Here is a 23,135-nt window from a genome sequence, read left to right as displayed (position 1 = left end):
GCTCGTGTCACGCGCGTGGCGCGCTTTTCGGATTGAAGCGGAGCGTAGCAGAGGTCGGAAGCTCTAGCTTGCCCAGTTCTCGCGGAATTCACCGAACAGTGTGATGCCGCCACAGGCATAGATCGTCTGGCCGGTGATGTAGCTCGACTCGTCGGAAGCTAGAAAGGCGAACACCGCCGCGATCTCCTCGGCCGTTCCGACCCGGCCGAGAGGGATGTGGCTCTCCACATCCGCGCGCTTCTTCGCATCCCCGGTCCAGGCAGCGTTGATCGGCGTGTCGATCGCGCCCGGCCCCACGGCGTTGACGCGAATGCCGCGGCCGGCGAATTCGAGCGCCAGCGTGCGCGTCAGGTTCGCCATGCCGCCCTTGCTGATCGAATAGGCGAGATAGCCGGGCTTCGGGACGATCTGGTGCACGCTCGAACAATTGACGATGGTGCCGCCGCCCTTGCGGCTGACGAAATGCGCCAGCGCTTTCTGCGCGCAGAGAACGGCGCCGTTGAGATTGACGTCGATGATGCGCCTATAGGCCTCGATGTCGAGCGCCTCGCTGGGCGATTCCTTCTGGAAGCCGGCATTGTTGACGAGGCAATCGAGCCGCCGCCAGCGCGACAGAATCGTCTCGAACATCCGCGCGATGTCGGCCTCGACGGCGACATTGGCCTGAACGACGAGATGGTCCCGATCACCATGCCCGCGCTCGCGCGAGGCCGCCTGCGCCTGTGCGAGCGTTTGCTCGGCATCCGCACGATGCTCCAGATAGTTGATGGCGACGGTCGCCCCTTCCTGCGCGAAGCGAACCGCGATCGCGCGCCCGATACCCTGCGACGCTCCGGTCACGAGTGCGTATTGCCCGACGAGGCGGGATGCGAACGAAGTCGATTGATCAGATTGCTGCATGGGCTGCGCTACTCATAGGGGATATGTCGAACGGCACAAGCCGCCGATCACAACGCCTCCCGTCTTGCAGCGTTCCGGCGCCGCCCGCAAGGGGCGACGCCGGCAAATGCAATGCCGCTTACTGCGTGCGGTCCGAGGTCCAGCCCTTGTAGTCCTTGACGTTGTCACGCGTCACGAGCTTCGAGGGCAACAGCTCGACGGTAGAGGCGGGCTTCTGTCCGCCCAGGATGCCGACACCGACCTGCACGGCTCGGCGCGCCATGAAGAACGGATCCTGCGAGGCTGAGGCCTGGATCTGCGGCGACTGCGGATCCTTCAGCGCGGCCTCGATGTCGGGCGCGCCGTCGACGGCGGTGATGATGATGCCGGAGCGGCTCTGCTGGCGTGCCGCCAGATCGGTGCCGATCGCCTGCGGATCGTTGATGGCGAAGATGGCATCAATCTTGGGGAAGCGGGTCAGGTAACCCTGCGCCACCGTGAGGCCACCTTCGCGAGAGCCCTTGCCGTCCTGGTCACTGGAAAGGACCTTAATGCCGGGATTCTTGCCGAACACGGTCTTGCAGCCGGTGACGCGATCGATCACCGCGGAAACCTGCGGGCCGTTCTCGATGATCACGTCGCCCTTACCGCCGAGCTTGTCGACGATGTACTGGCAGGAGATCTCGCCGGCCTGGACGTTGTTCGTGGTCACCGTGGCGTCGGCGCCTTCGGCGGCGGTGTCGACCGCGACAACGACGATGCCGGCGGCCTGCGCCTTCTTGATCGCCGGGCCGATCGCCTTGGGATCACCGGGGTTCAGGAGAATCAGGTCGACGCCGGCGGCAATGAAGTTGTCGATCTGCGTCACCTGCTTGCCGAGATCGTATTCGAAGCCGACTGTCGTGACTTTCACGTTGGGGTTGGTTTTCTTGGCCTCGAACTCCGCGCCCTTCGACAGCGCGACGAAGAACGGGTTGCCGAGCGAACCGAGCGAGACGCCGATGGATTTGAGCTCCTTCGCCTGCAGCGGCGCGGAGCTCAGAGCAAGCGCCACGGCGGCGCTGGTAAGCGAGATCGTCTTCAACATTGGCTTCCTCCCTGGTCTGATTTGACGTGCCGCGCGGCTGACCAGTTGCCGCAACGGAGTTCCACAGCGCGAGTGGCTGTACCTTCGCGCACCGACGTTAGGTGCGCGCCGAGCCTTGCAGGCGGTAACGATCGAGCGCCACCGCACCGATGATCACCAGCCCCTTGATGACGTATTGCCAGATGTCGGACACGCCAACCAGGATCAGGCCGTTCGACAGCACGGCGATGATCAGCGCACCGACCAGCGTTCCCCAGATCGAGCCGATGCCGCCGACGAAGGAGGTGCCGCCCAGGATCACGGCGGTGATTGCATCGAGCTCGTAGCTCTGTCCGAGCTGCAATCCGTTGGCCGCGTAGAGTCGCGCTGCCTGCATCGCGCCGCCGAGACCGGCAAACAGTCCTGACACGCCATAGACGAAGATCAGCACCGCCCACACCTTGATGCCGGCAAGCCGAGCCGCGCTCTCATTGCCGCCGACCGCGTAGATGTGCACGCCTAGCACGGTGCGGCGCAGCACCAGCCAGGAAACGAGGATCACGAGCAGCGCGATCACAGACAACCAGGGAATCGAAATCACGCCGGGAATGAGAGTGAGCGAGCCGTTGCCGATGAAAGCATAGGGAATTGAAGGGTTGAACACGGTGGTGTCGGCGCCAAGCAGGCGCGCCAGACCGCGTACGGCGGTGAGCGAGCCGAGCGTGACAATGAAGGGCGGTAGCCGCAACAGCGCGATCAGCGCGCCATTGACGACGCCGAAGCCGAGTCCGGTGAGGACGGCGGCCGGCAGCCACAGCGCCCCGAGCTCAGGCAGCTTTGACAGCGTCAACCCGGCCATCGCCGACGCCGCCAGGATCGAGCCGACCGACAGGTCGATGCCGCCGGTGAGGATGACGAAGGTCATGCCCGCGGCGAGCACCGTGTTGACGGCAGCCTGCTGCAGAACGATGCCGAGATTCTGGCCGGTGAAGAAACGGCCGTCCGACAGGTAATGAAAGCCGGCGCACAGGATCAGCAGCACCGGCAGCATGCCGGCCGCCTGGATCAGGAGCCGGACCCTCTGGCGTTTCGTCTCCTGGGCAGCGGCAAGTCCGTTTGCGGTGGCCGCCTTTGTCGGTGAAGATCCCTGATCAGGCATCGAGGTGCTCCATCCCCGTGGCAAGTGCCATGATATCCTCCTCGGTCAGCGGCTGTGTCGCGGTTCGCCTGATCTCGCCTTCGACGTGCCCCAGTCGCATCACGATGACGCGGTCGCAGATGCCGATAATCTCGGGCAGATCCGACGAGATGATGAGGATCGCCGTACCGGCCTTGGCCAGATTGTCGATGATCGAATAGATTTCGGACTTGGCCCCGACGTCGACGCCGCGCGTCGGCTCGTCGAGGATCAGGACTTTGGGTCCGATTGCAAGCAACCGCGAGAGCAGCACCTTCTGCTGGTTGCCGCCGGATAGTCCGCCCGCGGGGACGCTAGCGTTGGCGGCGCGGATGCTTAATCCTGCGAAAGCCCTGTCGGCGCGCTCACGCGCCTTGTCGCGATCGAGGAACCAGCCGAGCTTCGCATCGCGCCCAAGCACGGCAAGGTTGATGTTATCCTGGCACGACATGTCCAGGAACAGGCCGAGCGCCTTGCGGTCCTCGGTGAGATAGGCGATGCCAGCCTCGAGCGCCTCGCCGGGCGTGCGGATGTCGATCGGGCGGCCTTCGAGCTCGACATGGCCGGAAATCTTCGGCGCGGCGCCGATGATCAGATGTGCAAGTTCGGTGCGACCCGCGCCGATCAGGCCGGCCAGTCCCACGACCTCGCCCGCATGCACGGTCAGCGAGCAGCCCTTGACGCGCTGCCCGTCGGACATGTCGGTCGCGGTGAGCACCGGATGCCCCTTTCCAGCCTCGGGATCGTGGTCCTTCTTGTAGAAGGACGAGACGTCGCGCCCGACCATCATGCGGACGATGCTGTCGGCGCGAATGTCGGACTTGTCGAGCGAGCCGACCAAGCGTCCGTCGCGCAGCACCGTGACGCGATCGCCGAGGGCATAGACCTCGTCCATGCGATGCGAGATGTAGATGATGGCAAGCCCTTCGGCGCGCAATTGCCGGACCAGCGCGAACAGCCGCTCGCTCTCGCCGGCCGACAGCGCGGTGGTCGGCTCATCCATGATCAGGATTTTGGAACGCGCGTGCAGCGCACGTGCGATCTCGACGAGCTGGCGCTGGCCCATGGAAAGATGTGCCACCAGCGTCGACGGGGTGAAGTCGGCGCCCAGCCGCTCCAGGATCGGGCCGACACCGACACGCATGTCCCCGCGCGCGAGCAGTCCCGAACGTGAAACCTCGCGGCCGAGATAAATATTCTCCGCGACGGTTAAATTGGGGGCCAATGAAAGTTCCTGGTAGATGATCGAGATGCCGGCGGCGCGGCCGCCGAGCGGGCCTTCGATCCGTACCGGCTTGCCCTCGATGCGGATCTCGCCGCCGGGATCGGGCCGGTAGGCACCCGATAAAATTTTCATCAGGGTCGATTTGCCGGCCCCGTTCTCACCCATGAGGGCGTGGACCTCGCCGGCATAGACGGTGAGATCAACGGCGCGCAGCGCCTTGATGCCGAAGAAGGATTTGGAGACCCCGCGCATCTCGAGGATCGGATCGTTCATCGTGCCTCCCGGCGCACAATGCGTTTCCCACCCGCGTCTCATTCGTGTGTCGCGCGGTTTGCCCATTAAACAAAAGCGGTGACGCAGAGCAATACCGAAGACGGGTATACCGAGGTATTGAAAGCCAGATCGCACGAGGTCAGTGGCGGGGCCGATACAGTTCGCGCCATGCGGGAAGCCGCGCGGCATAGGCATCGGCGAGCGCTCGCTCCGGCTCAAAAGTCTCGACGCGCCGAGGCGGCGTGCAGACGGCTGCGATCGCCTCGCCCGTGACAGCAAGGCGCCCCAATCTCGCCGCACCGAATGCGGCACCCGTCTCGCCTGCTGCAAAGCGGTGGATCGGTATATTCAGCACGTTCGCCAGCACGGCGAGCCAGAAGGCGGACCGCGAGCCGCCGCCGATCACATCGGCCTGTGAGACTGTGAGGCCGGCGGCAGCGAGCGCATCGCGGCAATCGGCCAGCGCAAACGCGACACCTTCAAGAACCGCCTGCACGATATCAGTGCGATCGCTGCCATGGCTCAGGCCATCGAGCATGCCGCGCACATTGGGGTCGTCATGCGGCGTCCGCTCACCGGCAAGATAAGGCAGGAAGCTTATGGCCGACGGCGCCTGCGGGCGCGCACCGAGCGGCGCCAGCAGCTCGGCCTCCGGGGCGCCGAGCAGCCGCGCGATCCAGGCAAGGCAGGATGCGGCCGAGAGGATCGCCCCCGCCTGAATCCACATGGCGGGGATCGCATGTGCGAACGTGTGCACGACGCGATCCGGGTTCGCGGCAATCCTGTCGGTGGGCGTCAACAGCGCGCCGGATGTGCCCAGCGAGATGAATGCGGTTCCCGGGCGGATCGCGCCGATGCCGACGGCGCCGGCCGGGTTGTCGCCGGCACCACCCGCGATCATCGGCCGTTTCACCATGCCCCAGCGCTCGCTGAGCACGCGCGTCAGCCGCGCCGACGGCGCACAGCCTTCGACCAGCCGCGCCATGCGCGCGCGCGACAGGCCGGTCGCGGCAAGGCCCTCATCCGACCAGTCGCGGCGCGCGACGTCGAGCCATAGCGATCCCGAGGCGTCGGAGACATCCTCGATCGCTTCGCCCGAAAGGACCAGGCGCAAATAGGCCTTGGGCAGCAGCACGAGTTTTGTCGCCGCAAAGATCTCGGGCTCGTGCGCCGCGATCCACAAAAGCTTCGGCGCGGTGAAGCCGGGCATCGCCTTGTTGCCGGTCGTGGCGCGCAAGGCCGGCCAGCGCTCTTCAAGTCGACGGCATTCGGCCGCAGAGCGGCCGTCATTCCAGAGAATGCAGGGACGGAGCGGCTTGAGGTTCGCGTCGAGCAGCATGGCGCCGTGCATCTGGCCGGACAGGCCGATGCCCTCGACCACCGCCAATTCGCGCGGATGATCCGCCTTCAGCTCATCCAGCGTCGCAAACGCCGCCTCGATCCACTGCCGCGGATCCTGCTCGGAATAACCGGGACGCGGCGAGGCCGTGGCGAGCGACCGGCTCGCGCTCGCGATCACGCGCTGGGTGTCGTCGACGAGGACGGTCTTGACCGCCGAGGTGCCGAGATCGATGCCGAGATACATGATGCTTTCACCTGACGCGATAGTGGCCGGCAGAGACCTCTACTCGTCAAAGAAGCCGGGATGCTTGGCGACAAAGGACTGCAGCTCGCGCGAGACGCGGTCAAGATGATCAGCCATTTCGCGCCTGGCCTGGTCGGGCCTGTGGGCTGCAATCGCGCGATAGATCGCTTCGTGCTCCTGGAACGTCCCTTCGGGCCGCCCCGGCTCGGGAAGCAGGGTCCGACGCACGCGTTCAAGATGGGTGCGGATCGGATCAAGCACCTCGCCAACCCGCGCAAGATTCAGGGTTTCAGTCATCTGGCGGTGAAATCTGGTGTCGAGTTCATGGAAGCCTCCAAGATCACCGCTGGCGATGGCGGCTTTCTGATAGGCGAGATTCTGACCAAGCGCAGCGATCGCCTCGTCCGACATGTCGGCGGCACAGACCCCGACGACCTCCACCTCCAGAGCGCGACGCATCAGCATCCACTGGCGCACATCCTCGAGGTGAATCCGCGCGACATAGGAGCCGCGCTGTGGCTCGACAACGACGAGGCCTTCGAAGGCGAGGCGGTTGATCGCGGTCGTGATCGACAGCCGTGACACGTCGAAGGCGGCGCACCACTCGTTCTTGTCGATCGGCGTTTCCGGCGCGAGCTGTCCTGACACGATCGCGCGCTTCAGTGCGAAATAGGCCTGGTCGACTTTCGACCCGCCTGCCCTGCGCCCTCGCCCTGCAACGGTTCCGCCCCTGAGTCCGTCGATTGAATGCATGATGGAATCCCCTCCTGATTTTCACTTTTTCGGTTGGCGAAGTCCAATTGCGCGGACGAAGGCTTGACGAACAACGACTGATATAACTAGCATACCAGCAAAACAACAACCATCCACCCTACGGCTCAACGTCCGTCGGACACCGAAGAGTCAGGGCCGGGAGGAGCAGCATGGAAGTACGCGTCGGTGCTCTCGGAGCGCAGGATGAATCACGCGCCTCCTCCCGCGTGATCGAGCTTGGCGCCCGCGCCGGCGCGCCGAGCGGTCACATCGCTCTCTCCGCCGAACAGATCTCCAAATCCTTCGCCGGCGTGAAGGCGCTCCAGAATGTCGACTTCGATCTGCGTCCCGGCGAAGTGCACGCGCTAATGGGCGAGAACGGCGCCGGCAAGAGCACCCTGATGAAGATCCTGGCCGGCGTGCACACCAGCTATGACGGCATCATTCAGGTCGAAGGCCAGGCGGTGTCGTTCGCCGGCGTGCGCGATGCCGAGGAAGCCGGCGTCGCGATCATCCACCAGGAGCTCAATCTCGTTCCCGAGTTGAGCGTTGCCGACAACATCTTTCTTGGTCGCGAGCCACTGATCGCGGGCTTGCTGATCGATCGCCGCCGCATGGTGAAGGCGGCCGGGCGCCTGCTGGCGCGGCTGGGCGTCAGGCTCGACGCGGAGAGCCGCGTTGCCGACTTGCGTGTCGGCGAGCAGCAACTGGTGGAAATCGCCAAGGCACTGTCGCTCGATGCCCGTATCCTCATCATGGACGAGCCGACCTCCGCGCTGTCGTCATCCGAATGCGCGACGCTGTTCATGATCGTGCGACAGCTCGCGGCCGAAGGCGTCGCGATCATCTACACCTCACACCGCATCGAGGAGGTGCTCGAGCTCGCCGACCGCGTCACCGTGCTGCGCGACGGCAGGCGGGTGGTCACGGCTCCAATCGGCGAATTGTCGCGCGGCGCGATCATCTCGGCGATGGTCGGCCGCGACATGGCCGCAAGCGACCGCGGTGCGGCAGCGGCGGATGGCCCGGTCATCCTGTCGATCAAGGACCTGACGCTCGACACGCTCAGTCCGCGGGGATGGCGCCGGATGCTGCACGGCGTCAGCTTCGAGCTCAGGCGCGGCGAGATTTTGGGTATCGGCGGCCTGCTCGGCTCCGGACGGACCGAGATCCTAGAATCGATCTTCGGCGTCGCGCGGGGCTGGCGCGGCGGCACCATCGCGATCGACGGCGCGACCGCCGACATCAACGCGCCGGCGGACGCCTATCGCCTCGGCCTTGCGCTCGTCAGCGAGGATCGCAAGGAACGTGGGCTGCATCTTGCGGCCTCGATCTGCGACAACATTGCGCTGCCGTCGATCGGGATCCTGGCGCAATTCGGCCTGCGCGCTTTCGCGCGCGAACGTGCATTGGCTCGCGAGATGGTTGGCCGGCTGTCGGTCCGCTGCACCGGCATTGGCCAAACGGCCGCCGCGCTGTCGGGCGGCAACCAGCAGAAGGTCGTGATCGGCAAATGGCTCGCCACCGAGCCACGTATCCTCCTGCTCGACGAGCCGACCCGCGGCATCGATATCGGCGCCAAGCAGGAGATCTATCGCCTCATCTTCGATCTCGCAGCGCAAGGCCTCGGCATCATCGTGGTGACCTCGGAAATGCCCGAACTTCTCTTGTTGTCCGACCGCATCCTCGTGATGTGCGAGGGACGGCAGACCGGCCTCCTGACGCGCGAAAATGCGACACAGGAGGCGGTGATGCGCCTCGCCGCACCGGGCATGGCGACGTGGTCGCAGGAAGAAGCATCATGAAGGCACTCAAACTTCTCTCGCAAACGAAACTCTATTGGGGATTGCTGCTGATCTGCCTGATCGGCGCCCTCACCTCGCCGCACACCTCGTCCGGCAACAACATCTTCCTGTCCTACGGCAACCTGACCGACGTGCTTCGCCAGGTCTCGATCACCGGACTGGTCGCGACTGGCATGACCATGGTCATCCTGCTCGGCGGCATCGACCTGTCGGTCGGCTCCGTGATGGGCTTTTCGACCGTGATATGCGCAATGCTGCTCACCAAGCCCGGCTGGACGGCGGCCTCGGCGCTGGGCGTGCCGGCGGCCGTGCTTGTCTGCGGTGCGGCGTCGGCGCTGGCAGCGCGCTTCATCTTCACAGGCCTTGCCCGCGGCCGCGATGTCGGCGCCGGGCGGCGCCGCGACACCGTGCTGTCGCGTTGGCACGGCGCCGGTATTCCCGCGCTGCTCGGCCTGATCGTCGCGATCGCGATTGGATGGTGGACGGTGAGCCAGGTGCCGGTCAAATTCGGCGTTCTCGGCGTGCTCCTGGTGGCGCCCTGCCTTGCGCTGCTGCTTGGGGCCATCAACGGGCTCTTGATCGTCACCGGACGAATGCAACCCTTCATCGTGACGCTCGCGATGATGGTCAGCGCCCTCGGCATTGCACGTTTGACGGCTGGATCGGACAACGCCGTGGTCCCGGTCTATACCGGCACCAATGCCACCGAGGCCTTCGAGCTGCTGCGCTCGATGCTCTGGGGCGTGCTGCCGGTGCCGAGCGTTTTCTTCCTGGCGGCGATCATCCTGTTCGGCGCGATCCTGCGTTTCACGACGTTCGGCCGCTATGCTTATGCGATCGGAGGCAACGTCGAGGCTGCCAAGCTCTCGGGCATCAAGGTCGCCCGGGTCCAGCTCACGGCCTATCTTCTGTCCGGACTGCTCGCCGGCATCGCAGGCGTATTGTTCGTCGCGCAATATCGGCAAGGCAAGCCCGATGCCGGCGCCGGCCTCGAGCTCGATGCCATCGCCGCGGTGGTGATCGGCGGCACCAGCCTGATGGGCGGTCGCGGCGGCCTTGCCGGCACCTTCGTCGGCGTCCTGATCTTCGGGCTGCTGTCGGACATTCTTCAACTCCAGAACATCGATTCCAACGTCCAGCTCCTGATGAAGGGCTTGATCATCGTCTGCACCGTGCTGGTGCAGGAGCAGAATCTCGGCCAGCTCGTCTCGCGATGGCGATTCAACCTGTCGCGGGGCGCCCATGCCGATCCGAAAACAGCCGAAACCAGTCGGCTGCCAAACGCCGCAAAGGCGCAATCAAAAGAAAGGGAGGATCTCGATGAAGCGTCGTGAATTCCTGAAACTGTCGACCACCATGGCCGGCGCGGCCATGACCGTCTATCTGCCGGCAGGCTGGAGCCCGGCCAAAGCCGCAGGCAAGTGGAAGGTCGGCTTCAGCCAGTGCACCACGCTCGAACCGTGGCGCGTGCAGTTCAACAAGGACATCCAGGCTGAGGCGAAGAACCAGCCGGACGTGGACCTCGTCATCACCGATGGCCAGGACAAGACCGAGAAGCAGGTCGCCGACTGCGAAAACCTGATCGTGCAGCAGGTCAACGTGCTCCTGATCTCGCCCAAGGAGTCGGCGGGCCTGACCGGTGTGGTCGAGAAGGCGATCGACGCCAAGATTCCGGTCATCGTGCTCGACCGCAACGTCGATACCAAGCGCATCACCCAGTTCATCGGCGGCGACAATGTCGCGATCGGCAAGGCCGCCGGCGAGCATGCGGTCAAGCTGCTCGGCGGGCCGGGCAAGGCAGCGGGCAACGTCGTCGAAATCTGGGGCGGCATGGGCACCCAGCCGGCGCACGACCGGCACGACGGCTTCCATGCCCACACCGACAAGGAGCAGGGCATCAAATATCTGCTCAACAACCAGTCGGGCGACTGGAAGCAGGACAAAGCCTACAACATCATGACGACCGCGCTTCGCAACAACGAGAAGATCGACCTCGTCTACGGCCACAACGATCCGATGGCATATGGTGCCTACCTCGCCGCCAAGGACGCCGGCCGCGACAAGGACATCAAGTTCATCATCGGCATCGACGGACTGCCGGACGAAGGCGTCACCTGGGTGTCCAAGGGGCAGCTCACCGCGACGTTCCTCTATGCGACGCCCGGTGCCGAAGGCCTGCGGCAGGCGGTCAAGCTGCTCAAGGGCGAAAAGCTGGAGCCTGTCATCACGTTGCCGACAATGCTGATCACCAAGGAGAATGCCCCGGAGATCCTGAAGAAGAACGGGCTGCTCTGACCGGCTTGCGGCCCTGGGCACACCAACGGAGTCCGGTTCAAGCCGACTTGAGCCGGACTGCGGACTTTGACGTCGATATGGACGGCGGCGCCGCGACGTTGGATAGTCGTCAGCCTTAAGAAACTGACCTGCGTCCCGGGAGGCGTTGCATGCTGAAATCGATCGACCCGCTTCTGAATGCCGATGTTCTTTACGCGCTGCGGTCCATGGGCCACGGCGATGATCTCGTGCTGTGCGACACCAATTTTCCGGCCGACGCGGTCGCGCGCCAGACCGTGCTGGGCAAGCTCATCCGCATCGACAACGTCACCTCTGCGCGCGCCGCGCGTGCGATCCTCTCGGTGCTGCCGCTCGACAGTTTTGTCGACAAACCCGCATCGCGCATGGAGATCGTCGGCCAGCCCAACGAGATCCCACCCGTGCAGCGCGAAGTACAGGCTGAAATCGACGCGGCGGAGGGAAAATCCTCTCCCATGGGCTCGATCGAGCGCTTCGCCTTCTACGAGCTCGCCAAGAAATCCTATTGCGTGATCCAGACCGGAGACCGGCGCTTCTATGGCTGCTTCATCTTCAAGAAAGGTGTCATCCCGCCCGAAGCCAGTTGAGGTGTGCACCTCAATCAGTATCGACGAGGGCCGCATGAGAGCCCGGGCACAACTATGACATCCAAATGATGTCGCGCGCGGACATCCATCTTGCAGCGCGGCATCGCAAAACGTCTCTTCGTCATCTCTTCGCGATGGCAGACGGCTTCAACTCGGCGTGCTTTCGTTGACATTGATGAGCGCCGTTGCATACTCGAAAGCGGCCTCAGTCACCCATCACGACGACACCGAAGCTCACGAGCGTCACGTCCTCGATGTGCTTCGGCTACTCAGACTTCACATCAAGAAAGTCAGCAAGGGAGGGTATCGCGGTGAAACAGCAGGATTACGATCGGCTTTCCGCCATGCGGCCGAACCGGCGCACGGTGCTGAAAGGCGCGGCAAGCGCCGCGGCGTTGGGCACCAGCGGCGCGCTCGGCACGTTCTCGGAGATTGCGCTCGCACAAAACAATCTGCGCGCGCAGATCGCGCAAATTCCCGGTGTCGGCAAGGGCGCACCGACCGATGCCGACTGGCAGAAGGTCGGCGAGCTCTGCCTCGGACCGACCAAGGCAAGCATCAAGGAAGGCGAGTTCAAGGGTGTCGAGCTCTCCTTCATGGGGCTCAACAATCAGAACCTGCACAATCTCCTGTTCCGCGGCTTCCTGAAACCCTGGGAGGCCTATACAGGCGCGAAAATCTCCTGGATCGATCTCGCCCAAGCCGACTACAACCCGCGGCTCCAGCAGGCGATCGCGACCGGCACGGTCGACTTCGACATCCTCGAGATGGGCGCGCCGTTCGAAGGCGACGTCTGCGGCAAGGGGCTCGCCTCGGAGATGCCCGACTGGGTCAAGAAGCAGATCGATATCGACGACTATGTCGACTATCTGAAGCCGCCGGTCGGAACCTGGAACGGCAAGACCTACCGCATCACGATCGACGGCGATTGCCACAACTTCAACTACCGCACTGACGTCTTCTCCGATCCGGCTCTCGCCAAAGCGTGGAAGGATGCCGGCAACACCGGAGAATGGGGCGTGCCGAAAACCTGGCAGCAGGTCCAGGCCGTGACGAAATTCCTCAAGGGAAAGAAGTTCAAGAACCAGAACGTATACGGCTATCTCGATGCGCCAAAGCCCTGGGGCGGATTCGGCTTCTATTTCCTCGGCAGCCGCGCCACGGCTTACGCCAAACATCCCGACGACAAGGCCTGGCTGTTCGACATCGACACGATGAAGCCGCGCATCAACAATCCGGCCTGGGTGCGCGCCATCCAGGACGTGATCGACGCGCTGCCGTCCGAGCCGGCCGACCAGCTCAACGCCGATCCCAACACCACCGGCTTCCAGCAATTTTTGGCCGGTATCGGTTCGATGATCCCATGGTGGGGCGACATCGGCCAGGTGGCGAAGGCGAGCGACACCTCTGTCATCGGCGATATCGTCGGCTTCGACATCCTCCCCGGCTCGGACGATGTCTACAATTCCAAGACCGGGCAATGGGACAAGCTCGCGAGCGGTCCGAACCATGCACCGAACTGCGCCTATCTCGGTTGGGGCATCTACGTGATGGCGCGTGTCAATGGCGACGAGAAGAAGCACAAGGCCGCCTGGAGCGCAGCCGCCCATCTCGGCGGCAAGGACCTGTCGTTCTGGACGGTGCTATATCCGTCGGGCTTCCAGGCTCACCGCACCAGCCACTTCCAGTACGATGAGTGGGTGGCTGCGGGCTATGACAGGAAGTACATCACGTCCTATCTGAACTCGCAGCTCGGTTCCTATAACCACCCCAACCGGGCGGTTGAACCGCGCATCCCCGGCATCTTCCAGTACTACAGCATCGCCGAAGACGAGCTGACGAAGATCTTCGCCGGCAAGGTCGACGCGCAGACCGGGGCGAACAACATCGCGGCGGCTTGGGAGAAGCTGACCGACCAGATCGGCCGCGAACGGCAGATCGCGCTCTATAAGGCCTCGCTCGGCGTGTAGCGCGCTTACGCGAGATCATCTAGCTTCGGCTGGCGTCCCCGGGCGCCAGCCGAAAACTTGCCCGGCAACAGAACCGGCCCTGAATGCGACTCATCTCGATGCAGAATTCCGTACCCGTGAGCGCCGATGCGCACCACCAGCCGGCGACGAAGCGCGCTCCCGGCAGCAGGAAGGCCGCCGGCCGCTCGCTCGTTCTGCTGGCGTCGATCGGCTTCCTGCTTGTCCTCCTCATTCAGGTCTTACACACGACCGGCGCGATGACCGCCGGATTTTCCGATTGGCGGCCGATCCTCATCGCCTATCTCGTCTGGGCCGTCGCATTTGGCGTCGGACAGGTCTTGATCCGCGGCGAGCGCGGCCAGCGCGCACTATTCCTGCTGCCAGCAGTATTCTTCACCGTCGCGGTCGTGATCTTTCCGACGATCTTCGGGATCTACATCGCCTCGCTCGACTGGAATCTCAGCTCGATCGAGGGCCCGCGCTTTTCCGGCTTCGACAATCTGAAGGGAATGCTGAACGACACCTATTACTGGAATGCACTCGGCAACATGGTCTTTTACACCGTCGCGGTGCTCGGCGAATACGCGATCGCATTCGGGCTTGCGCTGCTGCTCAGCGCCGAGATTCGCGCGCGAAAATTCTTCCGCGTCGTCTTCCTGCTGCCGATGATGCTGAGCCCCGTGGCCGTGAGCTGGATGATCGGAAAGTCGCTGCTGGAATATCGCTTCGGCCCGGCGGCAACGCTGGCGCGCTATCTTGGCTGGGACAATCCGGCATTCTTCGCCTCGCCATGGATGGCACGCTTCAGCATCCAGGCGATGGACGCCTGGGTCTCGATCCCTTTCATCATGATCATCCTGCTCGCAGGCCTGCAAGCGATGCCGAAGGAAGTGCAGGAAGCCGCCAAGGTCGACGGCGCGAATGGCTGGCAGTCGTTCTGGCACGTCACCTTCCCGATCATGCTGCCTGTCAGCATCACGGTCCTGATCATCCGAATCATCTTCAAGCTGAAGCTCGCCGACATCGTGATCAACGTGACGGCCGGCGGTCCCGGCGGCGCGACCGACACGGTCTCGAGCTTCATCTACCGCGTCTATCGCGACCGTTCGAACGTCGGATACGGCACGGCGCTCGCCATGGTCTATCTGCTGCTGATCATCGTGCTGCTTACACTGATGTTGCGCCTGTCGAAGCGCTGGACCCAGAAGGTCGTCTAGGTCGGAAAAGGAGTTTGAGCTTTTGGCTATCTCGACCGTGGCATCGAACCCGATCCGAAAGCGTCCGGCAGCGCCGCGTGCAAGACGGATGCTGGGCCGCGCGCTGATCTATGCCGCATTGCTGCTCTGGACCTTCATCTGCCTGTTTCCGATCTACTGGACCGTGACGACCTCGTTCAAATCGGCGGTCGATGTGACACAGGCGCATCTGATCCCCTGGGTCGACTTCCAGCCGGACTGGAAAGGCTGGCGCTCGCTCGGCCTGTCGCCCGATACGCTGTTCGGTACCTCGACCGCGCGTTCCGAATTCATGAGCCGCTTCGTCAACAGCGTCATCACTTCGGTCGGCGCATCGCTGCTCGCGCTCATCCTCGGATCGCTCGCCGCCTATGGCCTGAGCCGCTTTCGCTACAAGTTCGCCTGGATGCGCAATGACGACATCCTGTTCTTCTTCATGTCGCAGCTGATCCTGCCGCCGGTCGTGCTCGCGCTGCCTTTCCTCGTGCTCTACAAGGCCCTGGCGCTGCTCGACACCACGTTCGGCCTGATCCTGCTCTACACGCTGACCGTACTGCCGATCGTCATCTGGATCATGCGCGACCAGTTCAACGCGATTCCGATCGAACTCGATGAGGCGGCCTTCGTCGACGGCCTGTCGACCTGGGGCGCGTTCCTGCGCATCATCCTGCCACTCGCGATACCCGGCATGGTCGCCGCGTTCATCCTCTCGCTGGTGCTGTGCTGGAACGAATATTTCTTTGCCGCCCTCCTCACCAGCACCGACGCAAAGACGCTGCCGGTGATGGTTGCGAGCCAGACCGGCTCACAAGGCATCAATTGGTGGTCGATGGCGGCGCTGTCGACGGCGGCGATCGCGCCGCTTGTCGTGGTCGGCATCTTCCTTGAGCGCTACATCGTCAGCGGCCTGACGACGGGCGCCGGAAAATAGCGGCGATCAACGCGCTTACACAGGCACGGGTGCATCCGCATCGAGCAGGCGCGCAGCCTTCAGATCGGCCCAGAGTGCGCTCGGCACCATGGTCGTGAGCGTTGCCACGTTGCGCTCGACCTCCTCCGGACCATGCGCTCCCAGTACCACGCTCGCCACCGCCGGATGGCCGAGCGCGAAGTGGACTGCAGCCGTCGGCAGCGCCACGCGATGGGCCTCGCAGACGCGCTGGATCTCGGCGACCTTCGCGAGGATCTCCGGCGGCGCGTCCTGATAGTTGTACTTGGCGCCCTTGACCGCGCCGGTGGCGAGAATGCCCGAATTGAAGACGCCGCCGAGCAGCACGGCAATTCCCTGGTCAAGCGCAAGCGGCAAGAATTCCTTCAACGCCGGCTGCTCGAGCAGCGAATAGCGCCCGGCCAGCAGCATCACGTCGAACGTGCCGGCTTTGGCAAAGCGCACGCACATGTCGGCTTCGTTCACGCCGATCCCGATGCCTGCGACCACGCCCTCCGAGCGGAGCTTGTCGAGCGCCACATAGGCGCCGGACATTGCTTCGCGGAACCGGTCCTCGATCGCTGCAGCGCCATGCGTCCAGACGTCGACGTCATGGATCAGCAGCAGATCGATCCGGTCGGTGCCGAGTCGCAGCAACGACTGCTCCACCGAGCGCATCGTGCCGTCATAGGAGTAGTCGACCACGACGTTGTGCGGCTGACCGCCGACAAAGCCCGACCGATTCTCCGGCCGGTGGAACGCGTCCATCCAGCGTCCGACCTTGGTACAGAGAACGACGTCCTCGCGGGCCACGCGCCGCAGCGCAGTACCGCAGCGGTGTTCCGACAGGCCGTAGCCATAGAGCGGGGAAGTGTCGAGCAGATTGACGCCAAGCTCGAACGCCCGTTCCGCGGCGGCGATCGCCGTGCGGTCGTCAAGCCTTAGGAAAAGGTCTCCGAGCGGCGCGGTCCCGAAACCAAGGATTGAGGCCTGGAGCCCGGTCCGGCCAAGGGTGCGGCGTGGCAGTTTTGATTGTGAAGCCATGATGAACCTTGCTCTTTCCTGCGCGGCTTGCCCGCCGGTCTCGTATTCGATCGCGCGCAGGGTATTTTGTTGCTACCGCGTGTCAATGCGCACTGGCGCCGGTCACACGATCGCGCGAGCAATTGTATCGAAACTGTGGCGACGCTCTCGCGCGACGGAAGAATCCATCTTGCATCGCACGCGCGTCTCGCTACGCCTAAAAATCGAACGCGGCTCTCGCAACCGCAGACGGACGGGACTAACCTTGAGGTTGCTCGGCCGGGATCAACCGGCCGGCGAACCCCACCGGGAGGAAGCGATGACACGCCAACAGAATAATTCTGAGCAGCGCGATCCGGAAACCACGCTTTCACGACGATCAATCGTCCAAAGTCTTGCGATCGCTGCAGGCGCCACGATGACGGGCGCCGGCGCGGCACTGGCGCAGAACGCGCCGGCGGCACCGCCGACGACGATCACCAATCCGCCCCGTGACTTCAGCCCGCGTGGTGCGCCGACCACCTATTTCTGGGACCCCGACATCATCGCGGTCGACCCGTCCTTCAATGACCTCGCGCAACCGAACACGGCGATCAAGCGGCTTCATACCGGGCTGCTCTGGGCCGAAGGGCCGGCATGGAGCTCGCAAGGCCGCTACCTCGTGTGGAGTGACATTCCCAACAACCGGCAGATGCGCTGGAGCGAGGACGATGGTCATGTCAGCGTGTTCCGCATGCCATCCAACTACAGCAACGGCAACTCCTTCGATTTCCAGGGGCGGCAGCTCTCCTGCGAGCATCTCACGCGCCGCGTCACGCGCTACGAGCACGACGGCACCGCCACGGTGCTCGCCGACTCCTATCAGGGCAAGAAGCTGAACTCGCCGAATGACGTCGTGGCGCATCCCGACGGCAGTTACTGGTTCACCGACCCACCCTATGGCGGCCAGCTCTACGAGGGCGAGCCGGATGCTCCGGGCGGCCCGAGCAACGCCGGCGGCAAGCTCAATCCGCGGATCGGCCAACCGGCCGGCTTCGCGCCGGGCAAGCGCGAGCTGCCGACCAATTGCTATCGTATCGATCCCACTGGCCGGATCGACCTGGTGGTCAGCGAGGATCAGGTGCCCGATCCCAACGGTCTCTGCTTCTCGCCCGACTTCAAGAAGCTCTACGTCGTCTCGACCGGCAAAGGTCCCGGCGACACCGGTGCAGGCGGCAAGGGCGACGTGCACGTCTTCGATGTCGGCAGCGACAACAAGCTCTCCAATCAGAAGCTGTTCAGCGACTTTACGATCGACGGCGTGAAGTGCGGGCCGGACGGCGTGCGCTGCGACGTCAACGGCAATGTCTGGGCCTCAAGCAACGCCGGCCGCGCCGTCGGTTATAACGGCGTGACAGTGTGGTCACCGGAAGGCAAGCTGCTTGGCCGCATTCGCCTACCCGAGGTGTGCGGCAACGTCTGCTTCGGAGGTCCCAAGCGCAACCGCCTGTTCATGGCCGCGAGCCAGTCGCTCTACGCCGTGTACACAGCGACGCAAGGCGCCGGGCCGGGTTGAAGCAGCGCGAGCCGGATCACGACGAGGCGCCGGCGTGCCCCGCCGGCGCCGAATTGTTTTGATAGCCGATGCGCGAGGAGATCATCGAGGAGACACCATGCGCGTTGTCATCTGCGGCGGCGGTGTGATTGGCGCCTGCACTGCTTATTTCCTCAGCCGCCGCGGCGTCGATGTCGTCGTCGTCGAACGGACCGAAGTTGCCGCCGCGGCATCCGGCAAGGCCGGAGGATTCCTCGCGCTCGACTGGTGCGCGGGAACGCCGCTCGATGCGCTGGCGCGGCGAAGCTTTGCGCTTCATGCGCAACTGCCGCACGAGGTCACAGGCGATTGGGACTACCGCCGCATGACCGCCTATGGCGGCTTCGTTGCCGGCGATGACGCACAGCGTGACGCACCATCCGCGCTCGGCTGGCTGTCCGACGGCGTCGTTATCGCGCACCGGCTCGGCACGACGGATACGACGGCCATCGTCCATCCGCGCAAATTCGCCTCGGCGATGATGAACGCGGCGCGCGCGCAGGGCGCCGAGCTGCGCCGGGGACGCGTCACGAACATCGCGCGCGATGCAGACGGAACGACCGTTAAGGGCGTTGAGATCGAGGGCGACGTCATCGAGGCGGACGGCGTTGTCGTCGCCATGGGACCATGGTCGCTGCTGGCGACCCAGTGGATGCGGCTGCCTGCCGTGTACGGCCAGCGAAGTCCGAGCATCGTGTACGACACAGGCACGCACGTTCCGGCGGAGGCGCTGTTCCTGGAGTATGAAGAGAGCGGCAGTGCGATTTCGATCGAGGTCTTTCCGCGCGCGGACGGCAGCACGCTGATCACGGCGTTCTCGGACGTCGCGCCGCTACCGGTGGATCCCGCGGCCGTAACGCCGGATCAGGACGTTATCGATCGCCTGCAAGCGATCGCTGAAAGGCTGTCGCCGCTGTTTCACAGTGAGAGGATCATTGCCCGGCAGGCCTGCTTCCGTCCGGTCACGCAGGACGGCCTGCCGCTGATCGGCCGCGTGCCGAACAGCGAGCGGCTCTACGTTGCAACCGGACACAATGTCTGGGGCATCCTCAATGCGCCCGCAACCGGCGAAGCGATGGCAGAATTGATCACCGAGGGCGCAACACGCAAGGTCGATTTGACGTCGTTCGATCCCGCCCGGCTTCGGCCGCTCGATCCGTCGCTGCTACAAGCGCGATGATCACGCCGGCGTCGCCGCACGGCCGGCGAACACGGCCTCCGCCTCATCTCGCAGCCGGTCCGGTGTCTCCAGATAGCGCGGAGAATAATGAAACGTTGTCATCCGCTTCACGCCCGCTTCCCGCGCAAGATGTCCGGCTTGCGCCGCGGTCAGGTGACGACGCTCGGATGCCAGTTGTGCATCGTCACCTGCGAAGGCGGCCTCAATGAACAGGTGATCGGCGCCGCGCGCGAGCGCGACGATCTTTTCGGCGTTGGCCGGAGTGAAGGCGGCATCGGTCACGTAGGTGACGCGCTGCCCGGGCGCGATCTTGAGCGCGTGCCTGGTCAGCTCGCCAAGCCGGATTGTCCGGCCACCGTCAACTTCAATCGGCGTGTTCTCATCGGCGCCCATCCGCACCGCGCTCTTCGCCGCATTGAGCCACGGACCCACCTGAAGGCCGAGTCCGGCGAGCCCGGCTGTCCAGACGTTGACGCGCTGGGTTTCCTGCAACGCAAAGCCAAGACAGGGAATTCCGTGATCGAGGGTTGCAGCCTCGATCCGCAGATCGCCATCTGCAAACACCAGCCCTGGTGCAACGAATGGCTCTTCGATCGGCGAACCATGAAACTGCCGCCTCGCCGAGAAGCCGGTCCAGTCGCCGAGCCGGCCATCACAGAATTCAGCGGCGGCGATCTCGAAATCCGGCGACTCCTCGTTCAGCAGATTCCAGCTGTACGACGCCAGCTTGCCGGCGATGCCCGCGGTGAGACCGGGCGGCCCGATCACGCGCAAACGGCCCGCCTGATGATGCCTGATCCGCAGCAATTGATCGAATCCGGCAAAGTGATCCATGTGACGATGACTGACGAAGACGTTGCTGACGCGCAGCAATTCCCGATTGGCCAGGGAAGATAGATCACCAAGGTCGAACAACATGGCGCGCCGCCCGAACCTGAAATCGACCAGCAGTCCGGGGTCGGCGAACGGCTCGTTGACAAGGCGGCACTGAACGAGTTGAGCCATCAATAGGACCTTCCTGGGCCGCGTAACGTTATCCCGGCTATGCCGGCCGGGCGACCGCCTTCGTATCTCGCGCTTGAGGCGGGCGTCGATCGGTGTGTGCTCGCGTCACGAGCACCCTGCAATCCGCGGCGGGCGCGAACGCATGCCCGCCAGCGAATTCTGCATGCCTGCAGCGAACCCTGCTGCCCTCTGTTTGCGCAGCGCTAGACTTTAGTCCGGCTCTCACAATCCTGAATGCAGTTTCGCTTGCCGAGATTGTCGTCACCGTTATAGTCGCGCCCAATAGCTCAAAAGAGGCTTGTTTAAGAGGAGAGAAACAGAATGAAAAGCATACTCCCTGGTGCATTGCGGATATTCCTCGGTGCGGCAGCGTTCGGCGCGCTGATGACCGGATCAGGCGCGGCACTTGCAGCAGATCCCATCAAGATCGGCGTGATCGCGGAGGCGCAGGCGATCGCCGGCGCATCGATCCCGCAGGCCGCTCAGTTCGCCGCCGACGAGATCAACGCCAAGGGCGGCGTCGATGGTCGGAAGATCGAGATCATCTCTTACGACAATCACTCCTCCTCGGCTGATTCAGTGCGTGCATTCCAGCGCGCCGTCAACGAAGACAAGGTCAACGCCGTCATCGCAAGCTATATCAGCGAAGTGGTGCTGGCGCTGGAGCCCTGGGCTTCGCGCCTGAAGACGCCGTTCGTCACGCCGGGTGCCGCCTCCAACGAGATCAGCAAGAGCGTTCACGCCGACTACGAGAAGAACAAGTACACCTTCCACGGCTACCTGACCTCCGCCGCGCTGGCGCTCTCTGTCTGCGATGCCGCCAAGGACCTGTTAGTCGACAAGATGCACATGAAGTCGGCTGTCATCATGAGTGAGGATGCCGCCTGGACCAAGCCGCTCGACGTCGGCTACGAGGAGTGCCTGCCGAAGATCGGGCTGAAAGTGCTCGACCACATCCGCTTCTCACCCGATACCACCGACTTCACGCCGATCTTCAACAAGATCGAGGGCGCAAGGCCCGACGTGATCATCACCGGCATCTCGCATGTCGGCGTGCAGCCGACTGTGCAGTGGAAGAACCAGCAGGTGCCGATTCCGATGTTCGGCATCTCCTCGCAGGCGACCAACGAGACATTCGGCAAGGACACCAACCAGGCGGCCGAGGGCGTGCTCTACCAGGGCGTCTCCGGCCCCGGTGTCGCAGTGACACCGAAGTCGGTGCCGTTCGCGGAGGGTTTCCGGAAGAAGTACGGCAATTATCCGTCCTATGCCGGCTACACCGCCTATGACGAGGTCTACTACATCGCCGACGCCGTGAAGCGGGCGGGCTCGACCGATGCCGACAAGCTGGTCGAGGCGCTGGAGAAGACTGATTGGGAAGGCACAATCGGCCGTGTCCAGTTCTACGGCAAGGACGATCCGTTCACCCATTCCATCAAATACGGCAAGGGTCTGATCACCGGACTGATGTTGCAATGGCAGGACGGCAAACAGATCGCGGTCTGGCCCAAGGACGTCGCCAAGACCGATGTCAAGTTCCCGAGCTTCATCAAGCTCACAACCAACTAGTCGGAACTGCTCCCGGGCCATCTCCCGGGAGCTTTCACATCTGGCGGACGCAGCACCTTTTCTCCAAAGAGGCAGCGAGACCGCCTCTCATAGACCAGATTGCCAGTCATAGATGCGAGCATTCCAGATATTGATCGATGGCTTTGCCATCAGCGCCCTCTACGCTCTCGGTGCGACCGGATTCACGCTGATCTTCGGCGTCTCCGGCGTGCTCAACCTCTCCCACGGAGCCATCATGGTGGCGGCGGCGGTGGCGGCCTGGGCGGCCGCCAGCATCCTGCATGTCGATACCTATTCCGGCGCGCTGATCGGAGTGGCCGTCGCCCTCGTCACCGCCTTTGCCACCTACTTCGCGGTGGTGAAGCCGATCCAGGATTCCCGGCGCATCCCCAACGAGGAGAAGGAGATTTTCGTCCTCACGGGCACGCTGCTCTGGGGCATCATGATCCAGGAGCTCATCGCCTATTTCTTCACGAACAACGCCAAGACCGTGCTGCCGATCGTCGAGGGCGTCGTCGACATTCTCGGCGTGCGCACGCCGCGCAACGAGATCTTCACCGCGGTGGTGTGCTGCCTCGTCATCGCGCTCCTGTGGCTGCTGGTGAACCGCACCCGCACCGGCAAGGCGGTGCTGGCGGCATCGATGAATCCGCGCGGCGTCACCCTGCTCGGCCTCGAGCTCACCAACATCTACATCGTGGTCTGGGCGATCTACGGCGTGCTCGCCGGTATCGCGGGCGTATTGCTTGGGATGTTCCTCGGCGTCAGCTCCTACAGCGTGGGGCCGCTGACGGCGAGCGCGTTCTCGATCGTCGTGCTCGGCGGCCTCGGCAGCGTCTCCGGCTCGCTGATCGCGGCCTTCGTGGTCGGCTATCTCGAAACCATCACAGCCTATCTGATCTCGCCCGCCTATCGCACCATTCCGGCGCTGCTGCTCCTGGTGGTCGTCATGTACATCCGGCCCCAGGGCCTTCTGGGGAGGCGCTGAG

Annotated in this window: 19 protein-coding genes; 11 read left to right on the top strand and 8 right to left on the bottom strand. The window is 63.9% G+C overall.

The genetic code is table 11. The annotated features are described in order from the left end of the window. Positions 1-63 precede the first annotated feature (63 nt). The 6 genes from ACV1FX_RS16645 to ACV1FX_RS16620 all read right to left on the bottom strand — a co-directional run bounded on the left by ACV1FX_RS16645 (position 64) and on the right by ACV1FX_RS16620 (position 6,958). Positions 64-900, bottom strand: a complete 837-nt coding sequence (locus ACV1FX_RS16645) for an SDR family oxidoreductase (protein ID WP_473118633.1) — start codon at positions 898-900, stop codon at positions 64-66. A gap of 118 nt (positions 901-1,018) precedes the next feature. After that, entirely contained in the window at positions 1,019-1,966 is a 948-nt protein-coding gene (locus ACV1FX_RS16640; RefSeq protein ID WP_473118632.1) for an ABC transporter substrate-binding protein, read from the bottom strand. Between the two features lie 97 nt (positions 1,967-2,063). After that, positions 2,064-3,104, bottom strand: a complete 1,041-nt coding sequence (locus ACV1FX_RS16635) for an ABC transporter permease subunit (protein WP_473118631.1) — start codon at positions 3,102-3,104, stop codon at positions 2,064-2,066. Next, complete coding sequence (locus ACV1FX_RS16630; RefSeq protein ID WP_473118630.1) at positions 3,097-4,620, bottom strand: sugar ABC transporter ATP-binding protein; 1,524 nt, start codon at positions 4,618-4,620, stop codon at positions 3,097-3,099. Before ACV1FX_RS16630 ends, ACV1FX_RS16635 begins: the two co-directional genes overlap by 8 nt. A gap of 139 nt (positions 4,621-4,759) precedes the next feature. Further along, on the bottom strand, positions 4,760-6,205 hold the full coding sequence (gene xylB, locus ACV1FX_RS16625; protein ID WP_473118629.1) for a xylulokinase: 1,446 nt from the start codon (positions 6,203-6,205) through the stop codon (positions 4,760-4,762). A gap of 39 nt (positions 6,206-6,244) precedes the next feature. Then, positions 6,245-6,958: a GntR family transcriptional regulator gene (locus ACV1FX_RS16620; RefSeq protein WP_473118628.1), complete on the bottom strand. Its 714-nt coding sequence runs from the start codon at positions 6,956-6,958 to the stop codon at positions 6,245-6,247. Between the two features lie 170 nt (positions 6,959-7,128). Here ACV1FX_RS16620 and ACV1FX_RS16615 point away from each other — a divergent pair, with 170 nt between their 5' ends. The 7 genes from ACV1FX_RS16615 to ACV1FX_RS16585 all read left to right on the top strand — a co-directional run bounded on the left by ACV1FX_RS16615 (position 7,129) and on the right by ACV1FX_RS16585 (position 15,799). After that, entirely contained in the window at positions 7,129-8,763 is a 1,635-nt protein-coding gene (locus ACV1FX_RS16615) for a sugar ABC transporter ATP-binding protein (RefSeq protein WP_473118627.1), read from the top strand. Next, entirely contained in the window at positions 8,760-10,097 is a 1,338-nt protein-coding gene (locus ACV1FX_RS16610; protein WP_473118626.1) for an ABC transporter permease, read from the top strand. Before ACV1FX_RS16615 ends, ACV1FX_RS16610 begins: the two co-directional genes overlap by 4 nt. Positions 10,098-10,134: 37 nt before the next feature. Further along, the gene (locus tag ACV1FX_RS16605) at positions 10,135-11,058 is read left to right on the top strand and encodes a substrate-binding domain-containing protein (RefSeq protein WP_473118681.1); all 924 of its coding nucleotides are present in this window, start codon (positions 10,135-10,137) and stop codon (positions 11,056-11,058) included. A gap of 149 nt (positions 11,059-11,207) precedes the next feature. Beyond that, positions 11,208-11,663 carry an RbsD/FucU family protein gene (locus tag ACV1FX_RS16600; RefSeq protein WP_473118625.1) on the top strand — a complete coding sequence of 152 codons (456 nt, stop codon included), beginning with the start codon at positions 11,208-11,210 and terminating at the stop codon, positions 11,661-11,663. Positions 11,664-12,007: 344 nt separating this feature from the next. Beyond that, on the top strand, positions 12,008-13,633 hold the full coding sequence (locus ACV1FX_RS16595) for a type 2 periplasmic-binding domain-containing protein (RefSeq protein ID WP_473118680.1): 1,626 nt from the start codon (positions 12,008-12,010) through the stop codon (positions 13,631-13,633). 98 nt (positions 13,634-13,731) lie between these two features. Next, positions 13,732-14,850, top strand: coding sequence for a carbohydrate ABC transporter permease (locus ACV1FX_RS16590; RefSeq protein WP_473118624.1), 1,119 nt, complete (start codon positions 13,732-13,734; stop codon positions 14,848-14,850). A gap of 88 nt (positions 14,851-14,938) precedes the next feature. Beyond that, positions 14,939-15,799, top strand: a complete 861-nt coding sequence (locus ACV1FX_RS16585) for a carbohydrate ABC transporter permease (protein WP_473118679.1) — start codon at positions 14,939-14,941, stop codon at positions 15,797-15,799. Positions 15,800-15,814: 15 nt separating this feature from the next. Here ACV1FX_RS16585 and ACV1FX_RS16580 read toward each other — a convergent pair whose 3' ends face one another. Continuing rightward, a complete protein-coding gene (locus tag ACV1FX_RS16580) occupies positions 15,815-16,840 on the bottom strand; it encodes an aldo/keto reductase (protein WP_473118623.1) in 1,026 nt (341 codons plus the stop codon). Positions 16,841-17,138: 298 nt separating this feature from the next. On the opposite strand from ACV1FX_RS16580, the gene ACV1FX_RS16575 reads away from it, so the two are divergent. Further along, entirely contained in the window at positions 17,139-18,374 is a 1,236-nt protein-coding gene (locus tag ACV1FX_RS16575) for an SMP-30/gluconolactonase/LRE family protein (protein ID WP_473118622.1), read from the top strand. 97 nt (positions 18,375-18,471) lie between these two features. Then, a complete protein-coding gene (locus tag ACV1FX_RS16570; RefSeq protein ID WP_473118621.1) occupies positions 18,472-19,572 on the top strand; it encodes an NAD(P)/FAD-dependent oxidoreductase in 1,101 nt (366 codons plus the stop codon). On the opposite strand, the gene ACV1FX_RS16565 is transcribed toward ACV1FX_RS16570, so the two are convergent. Beyond that, a complete protein-coding gene (locus ACV1FX_RS16565; protein WP_473118620.1) occupies positions 19,573-20,577 on the bottom strand; it encodes a ribonuclease Z in 1,005 nt (334 codons plus the stop codon). Between the two features lie 321 nt (positions 20,578-20,898). On the opposite strand from ACV1FX_RS16565, the gene ACV1FX_RS16560 reads away from it, so the two are divergent. Beyond that, a complete protein-coding gene (locus ACV1FX_RS16560) occupies positions 20,899-22,146 on the top strand; it encodes an ABC transporter substrate-binding protein (RefSeq protein ID WP_473118619.1) in 1,248 nt (415 codons plus the stop codon). 112 nt (positions 22,147-22,258) lie between these two features. Continuing rightward, complete coding sequence (locus ACV1FX_RS16555) at positions 22,259-23,134, top strand: branched-chain amino acid ABC transporter permease (RefSeq protein ID WP_473118618.1); 876 nt, start codon at positions 22,259-22,261, stop codon at positions 23,132-23,134. The last annotated feature ends 1 nt before the right edge of the window (position 23,135 follow it).

This window comes from Bradyrhizobium ingae, from assembly GCF_055791185.1.
The sequence above is the reverse complement of the archived record's forward strand: the minus strand, read 5'-3'. Positions and strand labels throughout refer to the sequence as shown.

Bases quoted from the DNA above. Each gene is read 5' to 3' on its own strand.
- ACV1FX_RS16575 (WP_473118622.1), top strand. From the start codon at position 17,139: ATGACACGCCAACAGAATAATTCTGAGCAGCGCGATCCGGAAACCACG.
- ACV1FX_RS16620 (WP_473118628.1), bottom strand. From the start codon at position 6,958: ATGCATTCAATCGACGGACTCAGGGGCGGAACCGTTGCAGGGCGAGGG.
- ACV1FX_RS16615 (WP_473118627.1), top strand. From the start codon at position 7,129: ATGGAAGTACGCGTCGGTGCTCTCGGAGCGCAGGATGAATCACGCGCC.
- ACV1FX_RS16645 (WP_473118633.1), bottom strand. From the start codon at position 900: ATGCAGCAATCTGATCAATCGACTTCGTTCGCATCCCGCCTCGTCGGG.
- ACV1FX_RS16560 (WP_473118619.1), top strand. From the start codon at position 20,899: ATGAAAAGCATACTCCCTGGTGCATTGCGGATATTCCTCGGTGCGGCA.
- ACV1FX_RS16605 (WP_473118681.1), top strand. From the start codon at position 10,135: ATGACCGTCTATCTGCCGGCAGGCTGGAGCCCGGCCAAAGCCGCAGGC.
- xylB (WP_473118629.1), bottom strand. From the start codon at position 6,205: ATGTATCTCGGCATCGATCTCGGCACCTCGGCGGTCAAGACCGTCCTC.
- ACV1FX_RS16565 (WP_473118620.1), bottom strand. From the start codon at position 20,577: ATGGCTCAACTCGTTCAGTGCCGCCTTGTCAACGAGCCGTTCGCCGAC.
- ACV1FX_RS16585 (WP_473118679.1), top strand. From the start codon at position 14,939: ATGCTGGGCCGCGCGCTGATCTATGCCGCATTGCTGCTCTGGACCTTC.
- ACV1FX_RS16640 (WP_473118632.1), bottom strand. From the start codon at position 1,966: ATGTTGAAGACGATCTCGCTTACCAGCGCCGCCGTGGCGCTTGCTCTG.
- ACV1FX_RS16610 (WP_473118626.1), top strand. From the start codon at position 8,760: ATGAAGGCACTCAAACTTCTCTCGCAAACGAAACTCTATTGGGGATTG.
- ACV1FX_RS16590 (WP_473118624.1), top strand. From the start codon at position 13,732: ATGCAGAATTCCGTACCCGTGAGCGCCGATGCGCACCACCAGCCGGCG.
- ACV1FX_RS16555 (WP_473118618.1), top strand. From the start codon at position 22,259: ATGCGAGCATTCCAGATATTGATCGATGGCTTTGCCATCAGCGCCCTC.
- ACV1FX_RS16635 (WP_473118631.1), bottom strand. From the start codon at position 3,104: ATGCCTGATCAGGGATCTTCACCGACAAAGGCGGCCACCGCAAACGGA.
- ACV1FX_RS16595 (WP_473118680.1), top strand. From the start codon at position 12,008: ATGCGGCCGAACCGGCGCACGGTGCTGAAAGGCGCGGCAAGCGCCGCG.
- ACV1FX_RS16580 (WP_473118623.1), bottom strand. From the start codon at position 16,840: ATGGCTTCACAATCAAAACTGCCACGCCGCACCCTTGGCCGGACCGGG.
- ACV1FX_RS16600 (WP_473118625.1), top strand. From the start codon at position 11,208: ATGCTGAAATCGATCGACCCGCTTCTGAATGCCGATGTTCTTTACGCG.
- ACV1FX_RS16570 (WP_473118621.1), top strand. From the start codon at position 18,472: ATGCGCGTTGTCATCTGCGGCGGCGGTGTGATTGGCGCCTGCACTGCT.
- ACV1FX_RS16630 (WP_473118630.1), bottom strand. From the start codon at position 4,620: ATGAACGATCCGATCCTCGAGATGCGCGGGGTCTCCAAATCCTTCTTC.